This is a genomic window from Rhizobium sp. N621 (genome assembly GCF_001664325.1).
Classification (GTDB): Bacteria; Pseudomonadota; Alphaproteobacteria; order Rhizobiales; family Rhizobiaceae; genus Rhizobium; species Rhizobium esperanzae.
The window spans coordinates 340,099-355,785 of sequence record NZ_CP013497.1 but is presented as its reverse complement, the minus strand read 5'-3'; the positions used below and the strand labels follow the sequence as shown (position 1 = coordinate 355,785).

At 59.8% G+C, this 15,687-nt stretch carries 9 protein-coding genes and 5 pseudogenes; 7 read left to right on the top strand and 7 right to left on the bottom strand.

Annotation, left to right across the window (positions count from 1 at the left end; all coding sequences use genetic code 11):
• Positions 1-24: 24 nt before the first annotated feature.
• Positions 25-1,269 (bottom strand): radical SAM protein, encoded by a 1,245-nt coding sequence (locus AMK00_RS24245; protein WP_237350515.1) that lies wholly within the window; start codon positions 1,267-1,269, stop codon positions 25-27.
• On the opposite strand from AMK00_RS24245, the pseudogene AMK00_RS24235 reads away from it, so the two are divergent.
• Positions 1,159-1,751 (top strand): annotated as a pseudogene (locus tag AMK00_RS24235) (IS5 family transposase); the annotation flags it as partial. The gene AMK00_RS24245 and the pseudogene AMK00_RS24235 sit on opposite strands and share 111 nt — an antisense overlap.
• Before the next feature lie 11 nt (positions 1,752-1,762).
• Here the strand turns inward: AMK00_RS24235 and AMK00_RS33280 are convergent.
• The 6 genes and pseudogenes from AMK00_RS33280 to AMK00_RS24205 all read right to left on the bottom strand — a co-directional run.
• Positions 1,763-2,026: pseudogene (locus AMK00_RS33280) on the bottom strand (coproporphyrinogen III oxidase); the annotation flags it as partial.
• Between the two features lie 40 nt (positions 2,027-2,066).
• Positions 2,067-2,264: pseudogene (locus AMK00_RS24230) on the bottom strand (nitrogenase); the annotation flags it as partial.
• A 107-nt stretch (positions 2,265-2,371) separates the two neighbouring features.
• The gene (nifH, locus tag AMK00_RS24225) at positions 2,372-3,265 is read right to left on the bottom strand and encodes a nitrogenase iron protein (RefSeq protein WP_040111861.1); all 894 of its coding nucleotides are present in this window, start codon (positions 3,263-3,265) and stop codon (positions 2,372-2,374) included.
• An 885-nt stretch (positions 3,266-4,150) separates the two neighbouring features.
• A complete protein-coding gene (locus AMK00_RS24220) occupies positions 4,151-4,861 on the bottom strand; it encodes a nitrogen fixation protein NifQ (RefSeq protein WP_009996802.1) in 711 nt (236 codons plus the stop codon).
• Positions 4,862-5,378: 517 nt separating this feature from the next.
• A complete protein-coding gene (locus AMK00_RS24210; protein WP_064812007.1) occupies positions 5,379-5,816 on the bottom strand; it encodes a DUF3846 domain-containing protein in 438 nt (145 codons plus the stop codon).
• Positions 5,817-7,239: 1,423 nt separating this feature from the next.
• A pseudogene (locus tag AMK00_RS24205) lies at positions 7,240-8,427 on the bottom strand (IS3 family transposase).
• A 1,225-nt stretch (positions 8,428-9,652) separates the two neighbouring features.
• Here AMK00_RS24205 and AMK00_RS24195 point away from each other — a divergent pair.
• The 6 genes and pseudogenes from AMK00_RS24195 to AMK00_RS32220 all read left to right on the top strand — a co-directional run bounded on the left by AMK00_RS24195 (position 9,653) and on the right by AMK00_RS32220 (position 15,321).
• On the top strand, positions 9,653-9,832 hold the full coding sequence (locus tag AMK00_RS24195) for a cytochrome P450 (RefSeq protein WP_008536508.1): 180 nt from the start codon (positions 9,653-9,655) through the stop codon (positions 9,830-9,832).
• Between the two features lie 68 nt (positions 9,833-9,900).
• Positions 9,901-11,181, top strand: coding sequence for a cytochrome P450 (locus AMK00_RS24190; RefSeq protein WP_064812006.1), 1,281 nt, complete (start codon positions 9,901-9,903; stop codon positions 11,179-11,181).
• Between the two features lie 5 nt (positions 11,182-11,186).
• Positions 11,187-12,665 carry a cytochrome P450 gene (locus AMK00_RS24185; RefSeq protein WP_237350496.1) on the top strand — a complete coding sequence of 493 codons (1,479 nt, stop codon included), beginning with the start codon at positions 11,187-11,189 and terminating at the stop codon, positions 12,663-12,665.
• A 108-nt stretch (positions 12,666-12,773) separates the two neighbouring features.
• Positions 12,774-13,616, top strand: a complete 843-nt coding sequence (locus tag AMK00_RS24180; RefSeq protein WP_040111858.1) for an SDR family oxidoreductase — start codon at positions 12,774-12,776, stop codon at positions 13,614-13,616.
• Positions 13,616-14,957, top strand: a pseudogene (locus AMK00_RS24175) (cytochrome P450). Before AMK00_RS24180 ends, AMK00_RS24175 begins: the two are co-directional and overlap by 1 nt.
• Positions 14,958-15,000: 43 nt before the next feature.
• Entirely contained in the window at positions 15,001-15,321 is a 321-nt protein-coding gene (locus tag AMK00_RS32220; RefSeq protein WP_123876250.1) for a hypothetical protein, read from the top strand.
• Positions 15,322-15,687 lie beyond the last annotated feature (366 nt).

The following is a 15,687-nucleotide window of genomic DNA, read 5'->3' as shown; positions in this document are numbered from 1 at the left end:
CTTCAAGGCCCTCCGTTTGCCAGTCTAGATCGGCTGGCGGCCAAGATAAGCATCGAACGCGGCAGCGACATGGCGAAGGGCAGAGCGACGTTCGTGCCGCACACGGACTAAACCGTTGTCAAACTCAACGATCCCATCCTCAGCCAGAATCTCTAGCTGCTTAGCTGAACTCACTAGATGGGTCTGATCAAATCCCTGAGCCGTACTGATTGTTGATATGTCCGCCTCCAAGTAGCACATGAGCTGTTCGATGATTGCAGCTCTTACGCGATCCTCGGTAGTTAAACGGTAGCCCCTTGAGATCGCCAAGCGGCCGGATGCTATGTGTCGGTTATAACAGCTTTGCGTGAGATCGTTTTGAACGTAACCGTCGCCGCAACGACCAATGGCGGACGCGCTCAAACCGATGACAGTTGGGCAGGTTTCGGCAGAGTAACCAAGCGAATTTCGGCGCAGACGACCAGCTCTCTGTGCTATTGCAAGCTCGTCATCCGACAAAGCAAAATGGTCGAGACCAATTTGCAGATAGCCTGCTGCAACTAACGTATCGGCCATGGCTGAGGCCTGCTCAGCTCGCGCGGCTATATCGGGCAGTGCTGCTGTGTCAATCAAGCGCTGATTTTTTCGAAAAGATGGAACGTGGGAATAACCGAAAACCGCGAGGCGGTCGGGACGCATCGCAATAGCGAACATAGCGCTCTCGAGACAGGACTGGACGGTTTGGTTCGGCAAACCGAACATCAGGTCGAAATTGATACGCCTGACCCCATACAGGCGGAGGTTTTCGACGGCGGTCATCACTTGCGCCTCGCTCTGAATCCGGTTGATCGCTTTTTGTACGACGGGATCGAAGCTCTGCACACCGACGCTTGCGCGATTCACACCGGTTCTTTCTAGGGCTTCGGCCATATCGGTGGTGAACGTGCGCGGGTCGACCTCAATGGCAATGGTTGCACCTCGCTCAAGCGCAAAACGGCCGCGCAGGAGTTCCATTAGCGACAGGAAGTCTGCCGATGGCATAATGGTCGGGGATCCGCCGCCAAAGTGCACGTCACCCACGGAGAGTGCCTGCGGCACTTGCTCGGCGACCAGGCGGATTTCCTCGCGCAGCATTGCCAGATAATCGGTTATCAAAGTGTCCCGACGAGTGATGCTAGGCCTTATACCACCTGCTACAACCGTTTTGTGCGATGGAGAAAAGCGGGTGTTTGGGATCATGTCTTGCGCGAGATCGCAAAGGCCTTCGACGGCGACATCGTTATGATCGATAGTTCCTGTGTCCGCGTTCATCAGCATGCGGCCACGGGAAAAAGGGGGATCGAGACGATGGCTGCATGGGACGTTCCCGCGGCGGCCTAACGACGAAAATCCACGCGGTCGTCGACGCAGACGGCAGGCCGATCAGCCTCGATCTGCCAGCGGGGCAAGCCCACGACAACCGGATGGCAGAGCCGATGCTGCAGGACATGCGAGAAGGCGCGATCCTCCTTGCTGACCGCGCCTACGACACCAACGCCTTGCGAGACTTGGCCAAGGAAAAACGGGCCTGGGCCAACATTCCGGCAAAACGTAATCGCAAGGCCAGCTTCCCCTTCAGTGCATGGGTCTATCGCCAACGCAACTTGATCGAACGGTTCTTCAACAAACTCAAACAGTTCCGGGGCATTGCAACCAGATACGACAAAGACCCGCGCAACTTTCTCGCCGCAATCAAGCTGGCAGCAGCACGCATCTGGATCAGATCGTTATGAGTCTACGCCCTAGTCGGAAAACCACAATACCAGCACATCGAGCGGCAGAATGGAATGTGGAGATAGAGCGAGACAGCGTCATCAGTTCCCTGGCTTCTCAGCCATTGCTCATATGTGTGGGCGCCGATTTCTGGAGAAAACTCCTGTATTGTTGGGTAGATAGTATACCAAGGCAACTGCGCCCCGCTATTTGTGTTCGGAACGAAAATCGACGACGGTGCACGCAAAGACTTTCGCCTGCAGTCCGTGTCACGTTCACATTCAATATTTGACACGTTTTTTTCCCTCGAAAGCTGGGTCCTATTGGGCATGTGCCACGCCCGGAATGGACTTGATGTTCGATTTGACGTCGCATTCGGAAAGGGCCTTCGGCTCATCGCCAGGCTCGTCGCGGCTCGTTGCGACGCTGAGGTGCTTCTTGCGGCGCTTCGCCGCCTTGTCTGGATATTGCGCTAACACTTCCGCAATGAGCTTTTCATGCAAAACGCTGTCATTCTCGTAATCAAGGCTCATGGGCCCCTGCCCCCTTTCAAGGTTCGGGTTAGGTCGTCGTCGCCGAAGCGTCTTTCGTGGAAGGACGCGCTGGCTCAAGGGCCAGCGCGTCCTGTCGACAGCGGCAGTTATTGAGCCGCAACCACCGCTGACTCCTTGGCCTGTAATTCGGCCAGCATCTGCTCGTCGCTCTTCATGATGCCGAAGTCGAGCAGCATGTCTTCGAGCTCTTCCATGGTAATCGGGGTCGGAATGGTCCCTTGGCCCGAATTGGCATGGATCTTCTCGGCTAGCGCCCGATATTCCCCGGCCTGCTTGGAGTCCGGCGCGTACTGGATCACCGTCATCTTCCTGAGCTCGGCGTGCTGGACGATGTTGTCACGCGGCACAAAGTGGATGAGCTTGGAATTGAGCCTGGCAGCCAGCGCCTCGGAGAGGTCGAGCTCGCGGTCCGTCTGGCGCTCGTTACAGATCAGGCCGCCGAGCCGCACGCCGCCGGAATGGGCATATTTCAGGATGCCCTTGGCGATGTTGTTGGCGGCATAGAGCGCCATCATCTCGCCGGACATCACGATGTAGATCTCCTGGGCCTTGTTCTCACGGATCGGCATCGCGAAGCCACCGCACACCACATCGCCGAGCACGTCATAGGAGACGTAGTCGACATCGTCATAAGCACCGTTCTCTTCGAGGAAATTGATCGAGGTGATGACGCCGCGCCCGGCGCAGCCGACGCCCGGTTCCGGACCGCCGGACTCCACGCACTTGATGCCTTTGTAGCCGGCCTTGAGCACGTCCTCGAGCTCAAGGTCTTCCACCGAACCTTCCTGCGCCGCCAGATGAAGAACCGTGTCCTGTGCTTTGGCGTTCAGGATCAGCCGGGTGGAGTCGGCTTTCGGGTCGCATCCGACGATCAGGATCTTCTGCCCGAGGTCGACAAGCGCTGCGAGCGTATTTTGGGAGGTGGTGGACTTGCCGATCCCCCCTTTGCCGTAAAATGCGATTTGACGCAAATCTACCATATCGCCTTCCTTCTTTCGTTCCATCCATCGCTGAGTAAAAGGCAGGCAGCTCGCGCCGCCTCGCATGGCAATCTTCAAAACCCGTGCCATGTGGGCAGCAGCATATAAAACAGCTGTTTTGCTGATCTTCAGCTATTTAGTTCCAAACTTTCGAAGGCGGGATCGACAAACTCTTGTCTCGAAACCGCCAAACTGGACGAAGCGGCTGCGAGGTCTTGTCGGTTGGAAATCGCTTGCGTCAAAGATCAACAAATCTCGTCCGTATCCTTACATCTCAGGCGAGGGACAGAAGTAGTGTGGCAAGTCGTAGAGCCAAGCAGATCGGTACCGTCTTGACGGCCGATCGGCTCGCACCACGCGTCCGAATCAAGGCCGGATGATCAGCAGAACGCATATGAAGGCACAGTAGAGATTGTCGCTTACAACAAACTCGCTGTTATGCTGTCTCCATGAACAAATAGGGGGAATGCCGACAGCTTGGCAGCTGCAGTCTTGCAGGCCCGGATTGTTTCGCCATTGGCTGAGATTGACAACGGAGCCGGTTTCGATCGTCAGCGGGCCAGATTCTGAGGAAATGCTCGAAGGCTACAGCAAAGATCGTGAGCAAGCTATCAAGTTAAAGCGCTAGTCGCGGACGCTTTTTTCCGGCCATACGCTCAGCTCCGACAAATGTGGATCGCGTAGTCGAATACGGCGAAGAGCTTAAGGCAATTTTAGTAGGTGCTATCAGAATTGACCGATGATCATTATCCGACGACGACATCACCGCTCATCTTTAGGAAAGTGGCATTTGCGCGTGCCCGCACAGTCGTAATATCGGGAGCAATAATCCCCCGTATCGGTTCAACGTCGCCGGACAAGCCCGCCAGGTTGCATCTGTGGCCTTCACGTTTTCAAGATCTCGCGCCCGACGAACTCTGCCGCTCCAGAAAGACTTCCGCTTTCCTCAGGGAGAAAGCATTCATTAAAATCGCCGCATTCCTTGCAGCTGGGAGCGCTACAAAGGGAAAAGCCTTCAGCTTCGCAAATCTTGCGGTAAAAATACTTCTTCCACCTCATGTTGTTGGTGTTGCCTGCCACCAGCGCCGGAAAATGCGCGAACAGCAATCTCCTAAGTTCGGCTTTGTCAAGCAAGCCGAGATCCCGCCAGAGGTGGTCTTCGCGCATGGAACGTCGCGCAATGATCTTAGCAAAACGCACGCCCTCAGGGTCGCCTGGCCGCACATGCCCTAGGAGCATATCGCGCAACAGTTGCTCCTCTGCATCAGGCATGCAATCACTCGCCTCTTGCAGGGCAAAAGCGCGGATAAGCCTTGCCGGAAAACTGCGGGCTGGTATATCCCGCAGCTCCCTAAGCGAAAGGCCGGTTGCCTCGGTCGCGGTGGCAATCCCCATCTCAATTTCTTCAAGTGCGCGCGAAAAAACGCGGAAGAGCACATAGTCATCAAAATATAACTTGAGACCCATCTGGCATGGTCGGCTGAAATAGCGTGTTTGGCAATCGTCGCAGTGGTCGACGGCTATGCCGGTTTGACGTGCGGCGTCCGCAGCTGGCACCGCCACCGTCGAGACCCCGATGTGATGCACATTTGGCATGCGCTTCGTCGCTTTCTCCAATAATCGAATTCAGTTGGCTGCTTTGATCCCCGCAAGGCGAGCATTCAAAGGTTGTGCCAGCTTGAGCAAGTGACAGTTGAAGCCGGCTTTTCAATCACTCGATCGCCCGTGCAGCGGGGAGGCGATCCCGCCTCCCAGTTATCGCCAAACGGACAAACGCAGGCTTTCAATCTGCGGCGCCGATCGAGCAGTCTGAGTGTAGCAATCTGAGGGAAGATCAAAGATCAATTGCTGCGCAACGACGTGTTAGCCGCCGATAGAGTTATCATATGTCTCTTCGATAGTCCTCAGAGTAGTTGGAGACCGGCACTGAACGTCTTCCGACCTTCAGTGTTGACCTTTGTCCAGTTGAACGGGAGGCCTTCGGCAACGTAGTAAACGCCGCTTTGAGGCGTCAGCTTTCCGTTTCTCGAGCCCATGTCGCCACGCTCGCGGACTCTCAGCGAATCGGCGCGATAGAGTTCATTCTCCTGGATCCTATCATTCGTCATTGCGCTCATAGGAGCACCGGGGAGCGGCGATCAATACGCACTTGCAGGCCTTCCAGTGCGCCCGCAACGATGAGGCCCTTGTTCGCCACTCGGTCCATCGGAACAAACACAGGATCAAGCACCGGCCGGCAACATTCAAAACGTCGCGCGGCTTCCGTCATCGTTATTGACGGCGAACGATAAGGTTTACTACCATCGCCTCCCAAAAGCGCTATCTGCCCGGCAAGAGGGATCGGGTACCCGTCAAAGATCGTAAAGGCGGTTAACCCAACTCGCAAAGCTTCTTCGCCAACAAATAGCGAGTGCATGTCGTCGAAGCGGATCGTCTGAATAAGATCACTGCCAATTAAACCGGCGATCGATGCAATGCTGTTGCGATCAGGGAGCTCAGCGGCGCGAAAGATCGCACTTTCCGGCTCCAACAGATACACAAAATTTTCCATATCCTTGCCTTCTAAATTCTTGAAAAGAGCTCGTGCCCAGCTGCTTTTGACGGGAGCGAAAACGACTCGTGCATCAACTTGGGATAGCGACAACGCGCGGCAATATGCAGATTTCAGCGTGCTGTGTAAATGGTCCTGCGCCAATTCGGTTCGGTTCAATTCAAGCCAGGCTCCGGACGCGTCGCTCCGATGTCGCCCAGCCAGTTGATTCTATTGAGATATTTTAATGGGCGTGTTTTTATTCCGGCCAGCCCCCATACCAACTCCGGGCCAAACATGAACGCGACGATGTTAGACCATACCGGCAGCCGCGCAGTCGACTAAGCGGGTTCAGCAATCGAACGCGGCGGCCATCGGCGTCGCCGCACGTATGGCTCGAATTTGTCCCAAATTTGCGGAACGGGATCCCGACCTTGGGCAAACTATGCAAACGGGTGCGTGTTCCAAGTTTGACGAGATCTGTACGTCTGTGAAACGATTGCGCTTCATTCCCTGGTCCTCTCAATGGGCCAGAGCTTACTTCAAAATGGATTATTTCAACGGGGCAAGGTCAAAGGCACCCCTTACGACGTATAAAGCAGAAAGAAAATTTGCAATCGGCGAGTTCCATCCGAGCATCACGACATTTGGCTAGCGCAACCGGGGCAACAGCCGCGCTCACTGTTGGCTGACTTAAAGTGTGCTGAGTGCCGCGGTCGCGAGTTCGCGCTCGGTCCCCAGGCGTTTTCGGTGCCGCGTTTTTAGCGTTATTCAAAACGCGGATGATGGCATCCAATCAATCTATTTTGCCTGATTAGCGACCTTGGTGCATGACCAAGGTGTCTCACCAAACAAGCCGATCGCGACCTCAGCGGAGAACGTACAAAAATGCAATAGATAGGAAGCGGCAGATTTTATTGCGTATCCCGGAGAGATACTGGCGCCGCCTTGTTGCTCGCTATGGCGGCGGCCTTCGGAGTCTGGCGAACAGGATTTGCCGAGTCGGAAGCCGCGAAAGAAGAAGTCGTCACTTTGGCGTATTCGCGCTGACCCAACTTTTGGCAACCTATGGCACTCACGGCGAAGTCATGCACGTTCATAGCGTGGACGAATCGGGCGAAACGTCAGCGTCGACGCAGTTCAAGTATTGGACGAACGAACGGGAGCAAGACCTTGCCCTTTAGAACTTTTTTTTGCATCCTGCTACTGGTCACGTGCACCAGCGCTGTTTCGGCCTACGCCGCGTCGCTTTCCATCTTCAAAGCGTTCGCCGTAACACTAGCGGCTTCGGTTTTCCTTCAGGTCGTTTATTTCTTGAGCCTGCTATTTATGTCCTTCCGGCCCACGCGCGAGAGCGACAGGTCGATACATTCAGGAACTCGGCAGGCAAACCAGCCACAAAAACATGATCGCGATGAAACTGAGCTGACCTGCCACTGAATTTTCATCCGGCGGCGATTAGAGCCTCGGCGGTTTTGAATACGTCAAGTGGCGCGGTGTGAGCAACCGGCGGAAACGCGAAGCCTTCATCTTGCGCAGCGTTGGAGCCGGTTGCGGCGATGGTCCCGGCATAATCTTCCGGGGTCTGATATCCGAGCGATTAGTGCGGCCGGAAATTATTGTGATCGTCCGCCCATTCGGCAATGGCGCTTCGGGCATGATTGAGGCCAAAGAACAGGCTTTCGTTGAGCAGTTCGTCGCGCATCCGACCATTGAAGCTCTCGGCATAGCCGTTCTGCATCGGCTTTCCCGGCGCGATGTAGTGCCAGTCGACTTTGTGATCCTTCGACCACGCGAGGATCGCATTCGAGGTGAGTTCAGTGCCGTTGTCGGAGACGATCATCCCCGGCTTGCCGCGTCGTTCGATCAGGGTCGTCAGTTCGCGAGCGACACGACGACCGGAGATCGAGGTGTCCGGGATCGCCGCCAGGCATTCGTGCGTCACGTCATCGACGATGTTGAGCACGCGAAACCTCCTTCCGCAAGCGAACTGGTCGTGCACGAAGTCTAGCGACCATCGGGCATTGGCCTTAGCTTCGACCGGAATCGGAGCACGCGTGCCGACAGCACGGCGTCTGGCGTTGCGCTTGCGGACAGAGAGACCCTCCTCGCGATAAAGGCGATAGATGCGATTGACCCCGGACGGTTCTCCCTCCCGCCGAAGCAGGACGAACAGCCGCCGGTAGCCGAAACGCCGCCGCTCATTGGCGAGGTCGCGCAGCTTCGCTCGCAACTCGGTTTCCGGCGGTCGGTTCGACTGATAGCGGATCGTCTTGCAGTCGGCGGATATGATCTGGCAGGCCCGCCGTTCCGAAAGACCCATGACGGTCTTCAGATGCGTGACGGCGTCACGCTTGGCGACAGGCCCTACCATTTTTTGAAAGAAGCTCGCGGAGTGCTGCTGCGTCCAACATCTGCTCGGCGAGCAGCTTCTTCAGTCTCGCGTTCTCGTCCTCAAGCGCCTTCAGCCGTTTCGCCTCGGAGACTTCCATACCGCCGTATTTGGCTTTCCAATTATAAAACGTTGCTTCTGAAATTCCGTGCTTGCGGCAGAGGTCGGCCACCTTTGCGCCCGCCTCCTGCTCCTTCAGCACCGCAATAATCTGCCTTCCGTAAATCTCTGCTTCTTCATGCGTCCGTCCTTTGATGGGCCGGACTCTAATCAATTCTGGAGGAAATTCGCAGGGGCAGGTCAGAGCAGTCCAACGTCCCCCAGCTTGACCTAAGGCGTAAACGGCGCACCCCTTAGTTAGCGGTGTAGGTATTGACCCAATTCATCAGGCTAAAGCTCAATTCGATGTCATGGAACTACTCAACAACCTCCAGCAACCGAGGACCGCTTTCTTCACCACGGTGCGGCGGTCCATGAGATGCTGCATTGGTCTCCCGATTGCTTCATCTTCGGCAGGAGGCTTCTTGATTGGGCATCGTCTGGTTTAGAAAGCACCTCCGACTCAGGCGACTGTTGCCGACCGCCGCTCCTGATTAGATGACATGTTTCCGGAAGAGAACATGCTTCGAAATTTGAGCGTTTCCCGTTGCCTTTTCGACCTACGCCGATCGAGAAGCTCGACCGTCTCGGTAAGCGCGGGGGTGGAAACATTAAGAACAACGTCAACGAGATGACTACAAGCTCAGAACTTGCATTTGGCGGAAATAAGCTCCGCAAACTTTACTACCGGAGGGTCGAGGCGGGTCCAGTCTGATTTGCCCAGAGCCGGCGCTTTTAACGCGGCGGCCTCGGCGCAGTCGACGACGTTCCCGCCCATCGGACGAAAACTCGCGGGGCAACTTCGACGTCGAAGATGGCGCGGATTGTTGCACGAAAGCCCGCCGCGAGGGCATCCCATGCAGGTCGCCGACTATCGGACGCAGACCGGCGTTAGAGCAGTCTTTTGTCAGACATGTACTCCGCGGTTGTCGGCATTGAGACTGAATGGCGGGAGCTTGACACTACGCGCTGCTACGAAATGCCTGCTGAACCCACGAATTCACTTCGGCACGCGATTTGCTCTGGTCACGGTATGTCGCCAATCGCAGCGCGATGGCCTTCGGGCGGCGCATCGCTGTTCGCGTCTCGTGAGTTCCGATGGTTTGCTGGGCAATGATAGTGGCTCGGTTGTGTGTGCCGGGAAAATGTGAGGAGTGTTAGATGCGATCTAGAGTTCTTCGTTTGCGACCCACAACAATCGCCCACGTCGCGAGCGGTACAGCCAAAGCGGCAGACCTTGAGCCAGGCGGGAAGCCGGGGGTGTGGGACTGGACTGGAAGTTCTGTTTGCGGACGGGTCGGTGGGCGGGTGCGGTCGAACCTGCTGCGCCAATTCCTACGGTCGGCCGACCTATGGCGATACCGACATGTTCGATTTCAACCGGCTGCAAAACCCGCACCTGCCGCTCGGCCAGGGGCCGCATCTGTGCCTGGGCGCTGCGCTGGCGCGCCTGGAATTGGGAAGTGTCTTCCCCCCGCCGTTCGTGCGGCCGGAGGATCTGGCGCTGGCAATCGCCGCAGAGGGCGTGGTCTACACGTTGCCTTAACTCATTTGCTGCCCGCAGTCTGCCCATCATCTTCCGCCCCTTCCGGGCTTAAAGAGTGAAGCGTCACCATGTCCGAACAATCCTTGCCGACGCTGCCGATGTGGCGGGTCGATCACATCGAGCCCTCGCCCGAGATGTTAGCGCTACGCGCCAAAGGTCCGATCCACCGCGTGCGCCTTCCGTCCGGGCACGAATGCTGGTGGGTGACAGGCTATGACGAGGCCAAGGCGGTGCTGTCTGACGCGGCATTCCTGCCCGCGGGAATGCCTCCGGCGGATTTCACCCCCGATTCGGTCATTCTCGGTTCGCCGGGATGGCTGGTCTCGCACGAAGGGGACGAGCATGCTCGGTTACGCACGATCGTGGCGCCGGCCTTCAGCAACAGCAGGGTGAAGCTGCTTACGCAGCAGGTCGAGGCGATCACCGTGCAGTTGTTCGATACGCTGGCGGTTCAGCCCCAGCCCGCAGACTTGCGACGCCATCTCTCCTTTCCGCTTCCGGCCAAGGTAATCAGCGCGCTGATGGGCGTGCCCTTCGAGGAACACGCCTTTTTCGCAGAGCTCTCCGACGAGGTGATGACGCACCAGCATGAAAGCGGCCCGCGCAGCGCGTCGGGCTTGGCCTGGGAAGAGCTCCGCGCCTACATTCACGGCAAAATACGGGGCAAGCGACAGGATCCGGGCGATAACCTGCTGACGGATCTGCTAGCCGCGGTTGACCAGGGTGAAGCGACCGAGGAAGAGGCGGTCGGCCTCGCGGCGGGCGTGCTGGTGGCGGGGCACGAGAGCACCGTCGCGCAGATCGAATTCGGCCTGCTGGCCATGTTTCGCCATCCGCAACAGCGCGAACGCCTGGTCCGCGATCCGTCCCTGGTGGACAAGGCGGTGGAGGAAATACTGCGAATGTATTCGCCTGGCGCGGGCTGGGACGGCATCATGCGCTACCCCCGGACCGACGTGACCATCGCGGGCGTGCATATACCCGCGGAGAGCAAAGTACTGGTCGGCCTGCCGGCGACCTCGTTTGATCCGCGCCATCTCAAAGACCCGGAAGTCTTCGACATCGGACGCGACGCAAATCCCCACCTGGCGTTCTCCTACGGGCAGCACAATTGCATCGGGGCGGCGCTGGCGAGGCTGGAACTGAAGGCCGTATTCGGTTCGATCTTCCAGCGCTTTCCCGCGTTGCGCCTGGCCGTGGCGCCCGAAGAACTGAAGTCGCGCAAGGAGATCATCACCGGCGGGTTCGAGGAAATGCCGGTGCTCTGGTGCGGACGCCCCCCGGCATCGCAATCTTCTCATTTGACGGCGCCTGGCGCGGGCCGGTCAGATCAGCCACCCGACAGGTAACCAAGATGGACGTGCAAGAAACCAAGGCAGCATGCCACGACGCCTTCGCCGAGCTAGCGTCGCCAGCATGCATCCAAGACCCGTACCCGTTCATGCGGTGGTTGCAAGAGCACGATCCGGTGCACCGCGCGGCGTCGGGCCTCTTTCTGTTGAGCCGCCACGCCGACATCTACTGGGCGTTCAAGGCCACGGGCGATGCGTTTCGGGGGCCGGCGCCATCCGAACTGGCGCGCTATTTCCCGCGTGCGGCGTCCAGCCTGTCGCTCAATCTGCTGGCGTCCACGCTAGCCATGAAGGAACCACCGACGCATACGCGTCTGCGCCGGCTGATTTCGCGCGATTTCACCGTGGGCCAGATCGACAACCTGCGGCCGAGCATCGCGCGCATCGTCGCAGCCCGCCTGGATGGCATGGCGCCCGCACTGGAGCGAGGAGAGGCGGTGGACCTGCATCGGGAATTCGCACTGGCCTTGCCCATGCTTGTCTTCGCTGAATTGTTCGGCATGCCCCAAGACGACATGTTCGAGCTCTCAGCGATCGTCAGCGCCATTCTAGAAGGCCTGAGCCCGCACGCCAGCGATCCACAGCTCGCCGCGGCGGACGTGGCCAGCGCCAGGGTGAAGGCCTATTTCGGCGACCTCATACTGCGCAAGCGCGCCGATCCCCGCCGCGACATCGTGTCGACACTGGTCGGCGCACACAGCGACGACGCCGATACGCTTTCGGACGCGGAGTTGATCAGCATGCTGTGGGGCATGTTGCTGGGCGGCTTCGCCACCACTGCTGCGACTATCGACCATGCGGTGCTGGCGATGCTGGCCTACCCCGAGGAGCGGCACTGGCTGCAGGGAGACGCCGCAGGGGTGGAGGCATTTGTAGAAGAAGTACTGCGCTGCGAGGCGCCCGCCATGTTCAGCTCCATTCCGCGTATCGCCCAGCGCGACATCGAATTGCATGGCGTGGTGATCCCGAAGGACGCGGACGTGCGCGTGCTGATCGCGGCCGGCAATCGCGACCCGGACGCTTTCGCTGATCCCGACCGATTCGATCCGGTGCGGTTCTACGGCACCAGGCCTGGCATGTCGAGCGACGGAAAGATTATGCTGAGCTTCGGCCACGGCATCCACTTCTGCCTAGGTGCGCAACTCGCCAGGGTGCAGCTGACCGAGAGCCTGCCGCAGATCCAGGCTCGCTTCCCCACGTTGGCCTTGGCCGAGCAGCCGACCCGGGAGCGCTCAGCGTTCCTTAGGACGTTCCGCGCGCTGCCGGTGCGGCTGCGCGCGCAGGCGGCGGCTGAGGTTCGCGTCGTGGTCGACCAGGATCTGTGCGGAACCACTGGTCAGTGCGTGTTGACGCTGCAGGGCGCCTTTCGTCAGCGCGAACCGGACGGCGTGGCCGAAGTGTGCATGGCGACGGTCCCGCAGGCGCTGCATGCCGCTGTGCGGCTCGCAGCCAGCCAGTGCCCCGTCGCGGCCATCGGGTGATCGAAAGCGAAGCCGGCGATGACCATTGCACCAACCCCGGCCCTACGCCCTCTCCGGCAGACGCTGAGCGACATGCAGCGAAAGACCTACGCAATCCAGGAGAACATGATGGAACGATTTAAAGGCAAGGTGGCCGTGGTGACCGGCGCCGGCGCCGGGATCGGCAAGGCATGCGCCCTCGCCATCGCGCGCGAGGGCGGCAGAGTGGTGGTTGCCGACATTGATGGCCCCGCTGCCATCGCCTGCACCGCACAGATCGCAGCCGAAGCGGGCCAAGCGCTGGCCGTGGCCATGGACATCGCAGATGCGCAGGCGGTGGCAGAGCTGTTCGAAACGGCGAAGCGGCGCTTCGGTGGGGTCGACGTGCTTGTGAACAATGCGAGCGCCATGCATTTGACCCCGCTCGACAGCGCGATCCTCGACCTGGACGTGGCGGTCTGGGACCAGACCATGGCGACCAATTTGCGCGGCACGCTCCTCTGCTGCCGGCAGGCCATCCCACAAATGATCGGCCGTGGTGGTGGCGCGATCGTGAACATGTCATCGTGCCAAGGGCTCAGCGGCGACACCGCACTGACGTCATACGCCGCGTCGAAGGCCGCAATGAACATGCTGTCGGCCTCGCTTGCCACCCAGTACGGACACGCGAAGATCCGCTGCAACGCGGTTGCGCCAGGTCTTGTCATGACCGAACGTCTCTTCGCCAAGCTGGACGAGTGCATGCAACGGCATCTACACCGGCACCAGCTCCTGCCGCACGTCGGCCGCCCCGAGGACGTAGCCGCGCTGGTCGCGTTCCTGCTCTCGGAGGAGGCTGCGTTCATCACCGGCCAAGTGGTGTGCATCGACGGCGGCATGTTGGCGCATGTTCCAACCTACGCCGACGGTGGCAACAGCGCGGCTCGGCCGGCCGGTGACGCCGCCGAAGCAGCCGCAGCGTCGCATTGGTGATGGACATGCTGCTCAACCCGCTGAACCGCTGGCGCCGGCTACGGGACGACATCCCGGTCATGCCTGGCGCTTTCCCCCTGGTCGGGCATCTTCCCGCCATCGTCTGCGATCTGCCGCGCCTGCTGCGGCGCGCGGAACGGACGCTAGGCAGCCACTTCTGGCTGGACTTCGGCCCGGCCGGACACCTGATCACATGCCTGGATCCGGATGCGCTCGCATTGCTCCGGCACAAGGAAGTGTCCTCGGCACTGATCGAAGAGATGGCGCCCGACATCCTTGGCGGAACGTTGGTCACTTTGGACGGTAGCGCGCACCGGCAGGCGCGCGATGGGATAAAGGCGGCGTTTCTGCCCAGGGGTCTGTCCGAGGCCGGCATTGGCGAGCTGTTCGAACCAATTATTAGGGCTCAGGTCAAGGCGTGGCGCGACCGCGGTGAAGTCGCTATCCTGCCAGACACTCGCAACCTGATGCTCAAACTCACCTTCAGTCTCATGGGCATCCCCGCCCAAGACCTGTCGGAGTGGCATCGCAAGTACCGGCAACTGCTACAATTGATGGTCGCGACCCCGATCGACCTGCCGGGGATGCCACTGCGGCGCGGCCGCGCCGCCCGCGATTGGATCGACGCGCAGTCGCGCCAGTTCATCCGGGACGCGCGCGCGCCCGCCGCGCGCACCGGGTTGATCAACGACATGGTGAGCGCCTTCGATTGCAGCGATGGCGCGCTCTCCGATGACGTCCTGGTCGCCAATATCCGTTTGCTGCTGCTTGCCGGCCACGAGACCTCCGCCTCGACGATGGCCTGGATGGTGATCGAGCTGGCGCAGCATCCAGAGCTGTGGGACGCCCTGGTCGAAGAGGCGCAACGCGTGGGCGCGGTGCCGACCGGGCACGAGGACCTGGCGCAATGTCCGGTCGCAGAGGCGCTGTTTCGGGAGACGCTACGAATGCATCCGGCTTCCTCGCTCGTACCGCGTCGCGCGATGCAGGAATTACAACTCGGCCCGCGGCGCATTCCTGCGGGCACTCATTTGTGCATCCCACTGCTGCATTTCTCGACCTCGCCGCTGCTGCACGAAGCGCCCGATCCGTTTCGTCTGGGGCGGTGGCTGCAACGCACGGAGCCGATCCGGCCGGTGGACATGCTGCAGTTCGGTGCCGGCCCACACGTCTGCATGGGCTATCACCTTGTATGGCTGGAGCTGGTGCAGTTCAGCATCGCCTTGGCATTGACCATGCAGGAGGCCGGGGTGCGGCCGCGGTTGATGAGCGGCGTCGAAAAAGGCCGGCGTTATTACCCGACCGCATCCGTCCATGACAATCCGCATCGGATTCTCATGAGCTGGGATCCTCTGCCCCGTGTCAAGAGGCAGCGGCGACGGCGATGAGCGGCATTGCTGCACTCGGCGCGCGCGCAGTGCGACGCCGGCAGCACCGCGGCGGCTCGCCGCTCGCCGCGGCATTCTCTGTCAGGTACAAGGAGATGAACAACATGCAGAAGGATTCCACGCTAAACGACGACCGAACTGGCGTTTCCCTGTTCGGCGGATCGGGCGCGCTGGCGTGCGGCGGATTGCCGGTGCGCGCGTCCATAGGCATGGGCGCGCTATGCGCCGTCGCGGAGGATGCCGCGCGTTACGCTGTACCGCGCGCTGGATCGCTATCGCGCCTGTTTCGGCCTTGTATTGTAGGTGGTCGAGGATGACACGCCAGCGGATGACGCGACGCTGGGGAAGCCCCCGGCAAGCATGCGGCGGAGAAAAAAGCAACCGGCGTGCCGATCACGGAGCTGCATGCAGCGCCCCAGTCAGTGCCGGGCCTATGGCAAGGGGCCGGAGAAGCCATCACCTCGCTGCGGCCGCGTGCGGAGCGGTTGGCGCAGGCCGTGCAGCGGGGGGGTATCTGTTTAAGCACGCGCCGTGCGCATTGGCGCCGGTCCGCACGGAGGCGCCGCCGTACCGCTGCGATCGGCCGGCGGCAGCGCTAGATGCTACATTGTGTCCGATTCCACGGCGCAGATCGGAGCGGTTGCCCACCGCGGCCCGCCGCGGTGCCCGGCGTCCGCCCGATT

Excerpts from the sequence above, each read along its gene's own strand:
- AMK00_RS24210 (WP_064812007.1), bottom strand. The coding sequence starts at position 5,816 with ATGGAAAATTTTGTGTATCTGTTGGAGCCGGAAAGTGCGATCTTTCGC.
- AMK00_RS24190 (WP_064812006.1), top strand. The coding sequence starts at position 9,901 with ATGTCCGAACAATCCTTGCCGACGCTGCCGATGTGGCGGGTCGATCAC.
- AMK00_RS24195 (WP_008536508.1), top strand. The coding sequence starts at position 9,653 with ATGTTCGATTTCAACCGGCTGCAAAACCCGCACCTGCCGCTCGGCCAG.
- AMK00_RS32220 (WP_123876250.1), top strand. The coding sequence starts at position 15,001 with ATGAGCGGCATTGCTGCACTCGGCGCGCGCGCAGTGCGACGCCGGCAG.
- AMK00_RS24220 (WP_009996802.1), bottom strand. The coding sequence starts at position 4,861 with ATGCCAAATGTGCATCACATCGGGGTCTCGACGGTGGCGGTGCCAGCT.
- AMK00_RS24185 (WP_237350496.1), top strand. The coding sequence starts at position 11,187 with ATGGACGTGCAAGAAACCAAGGCAGCATGCCACGACGCCTTCGCCGAG.
- nifH (WP_040111861.1), bottom strand. The coding sequence starts at position 3,265 with ATGGTAGATTTGCGTCAAATCGCATTTTACGGCAAAGGGGGGATCGGC.
- AMK00_RS24180 (WP_040111858.1), top strand. The coding sequence starts at position 12,774 with ATGGAACGATTTAAAGGCAAGGTGGCCGTGGTGACCGGCGCCGGCGCC.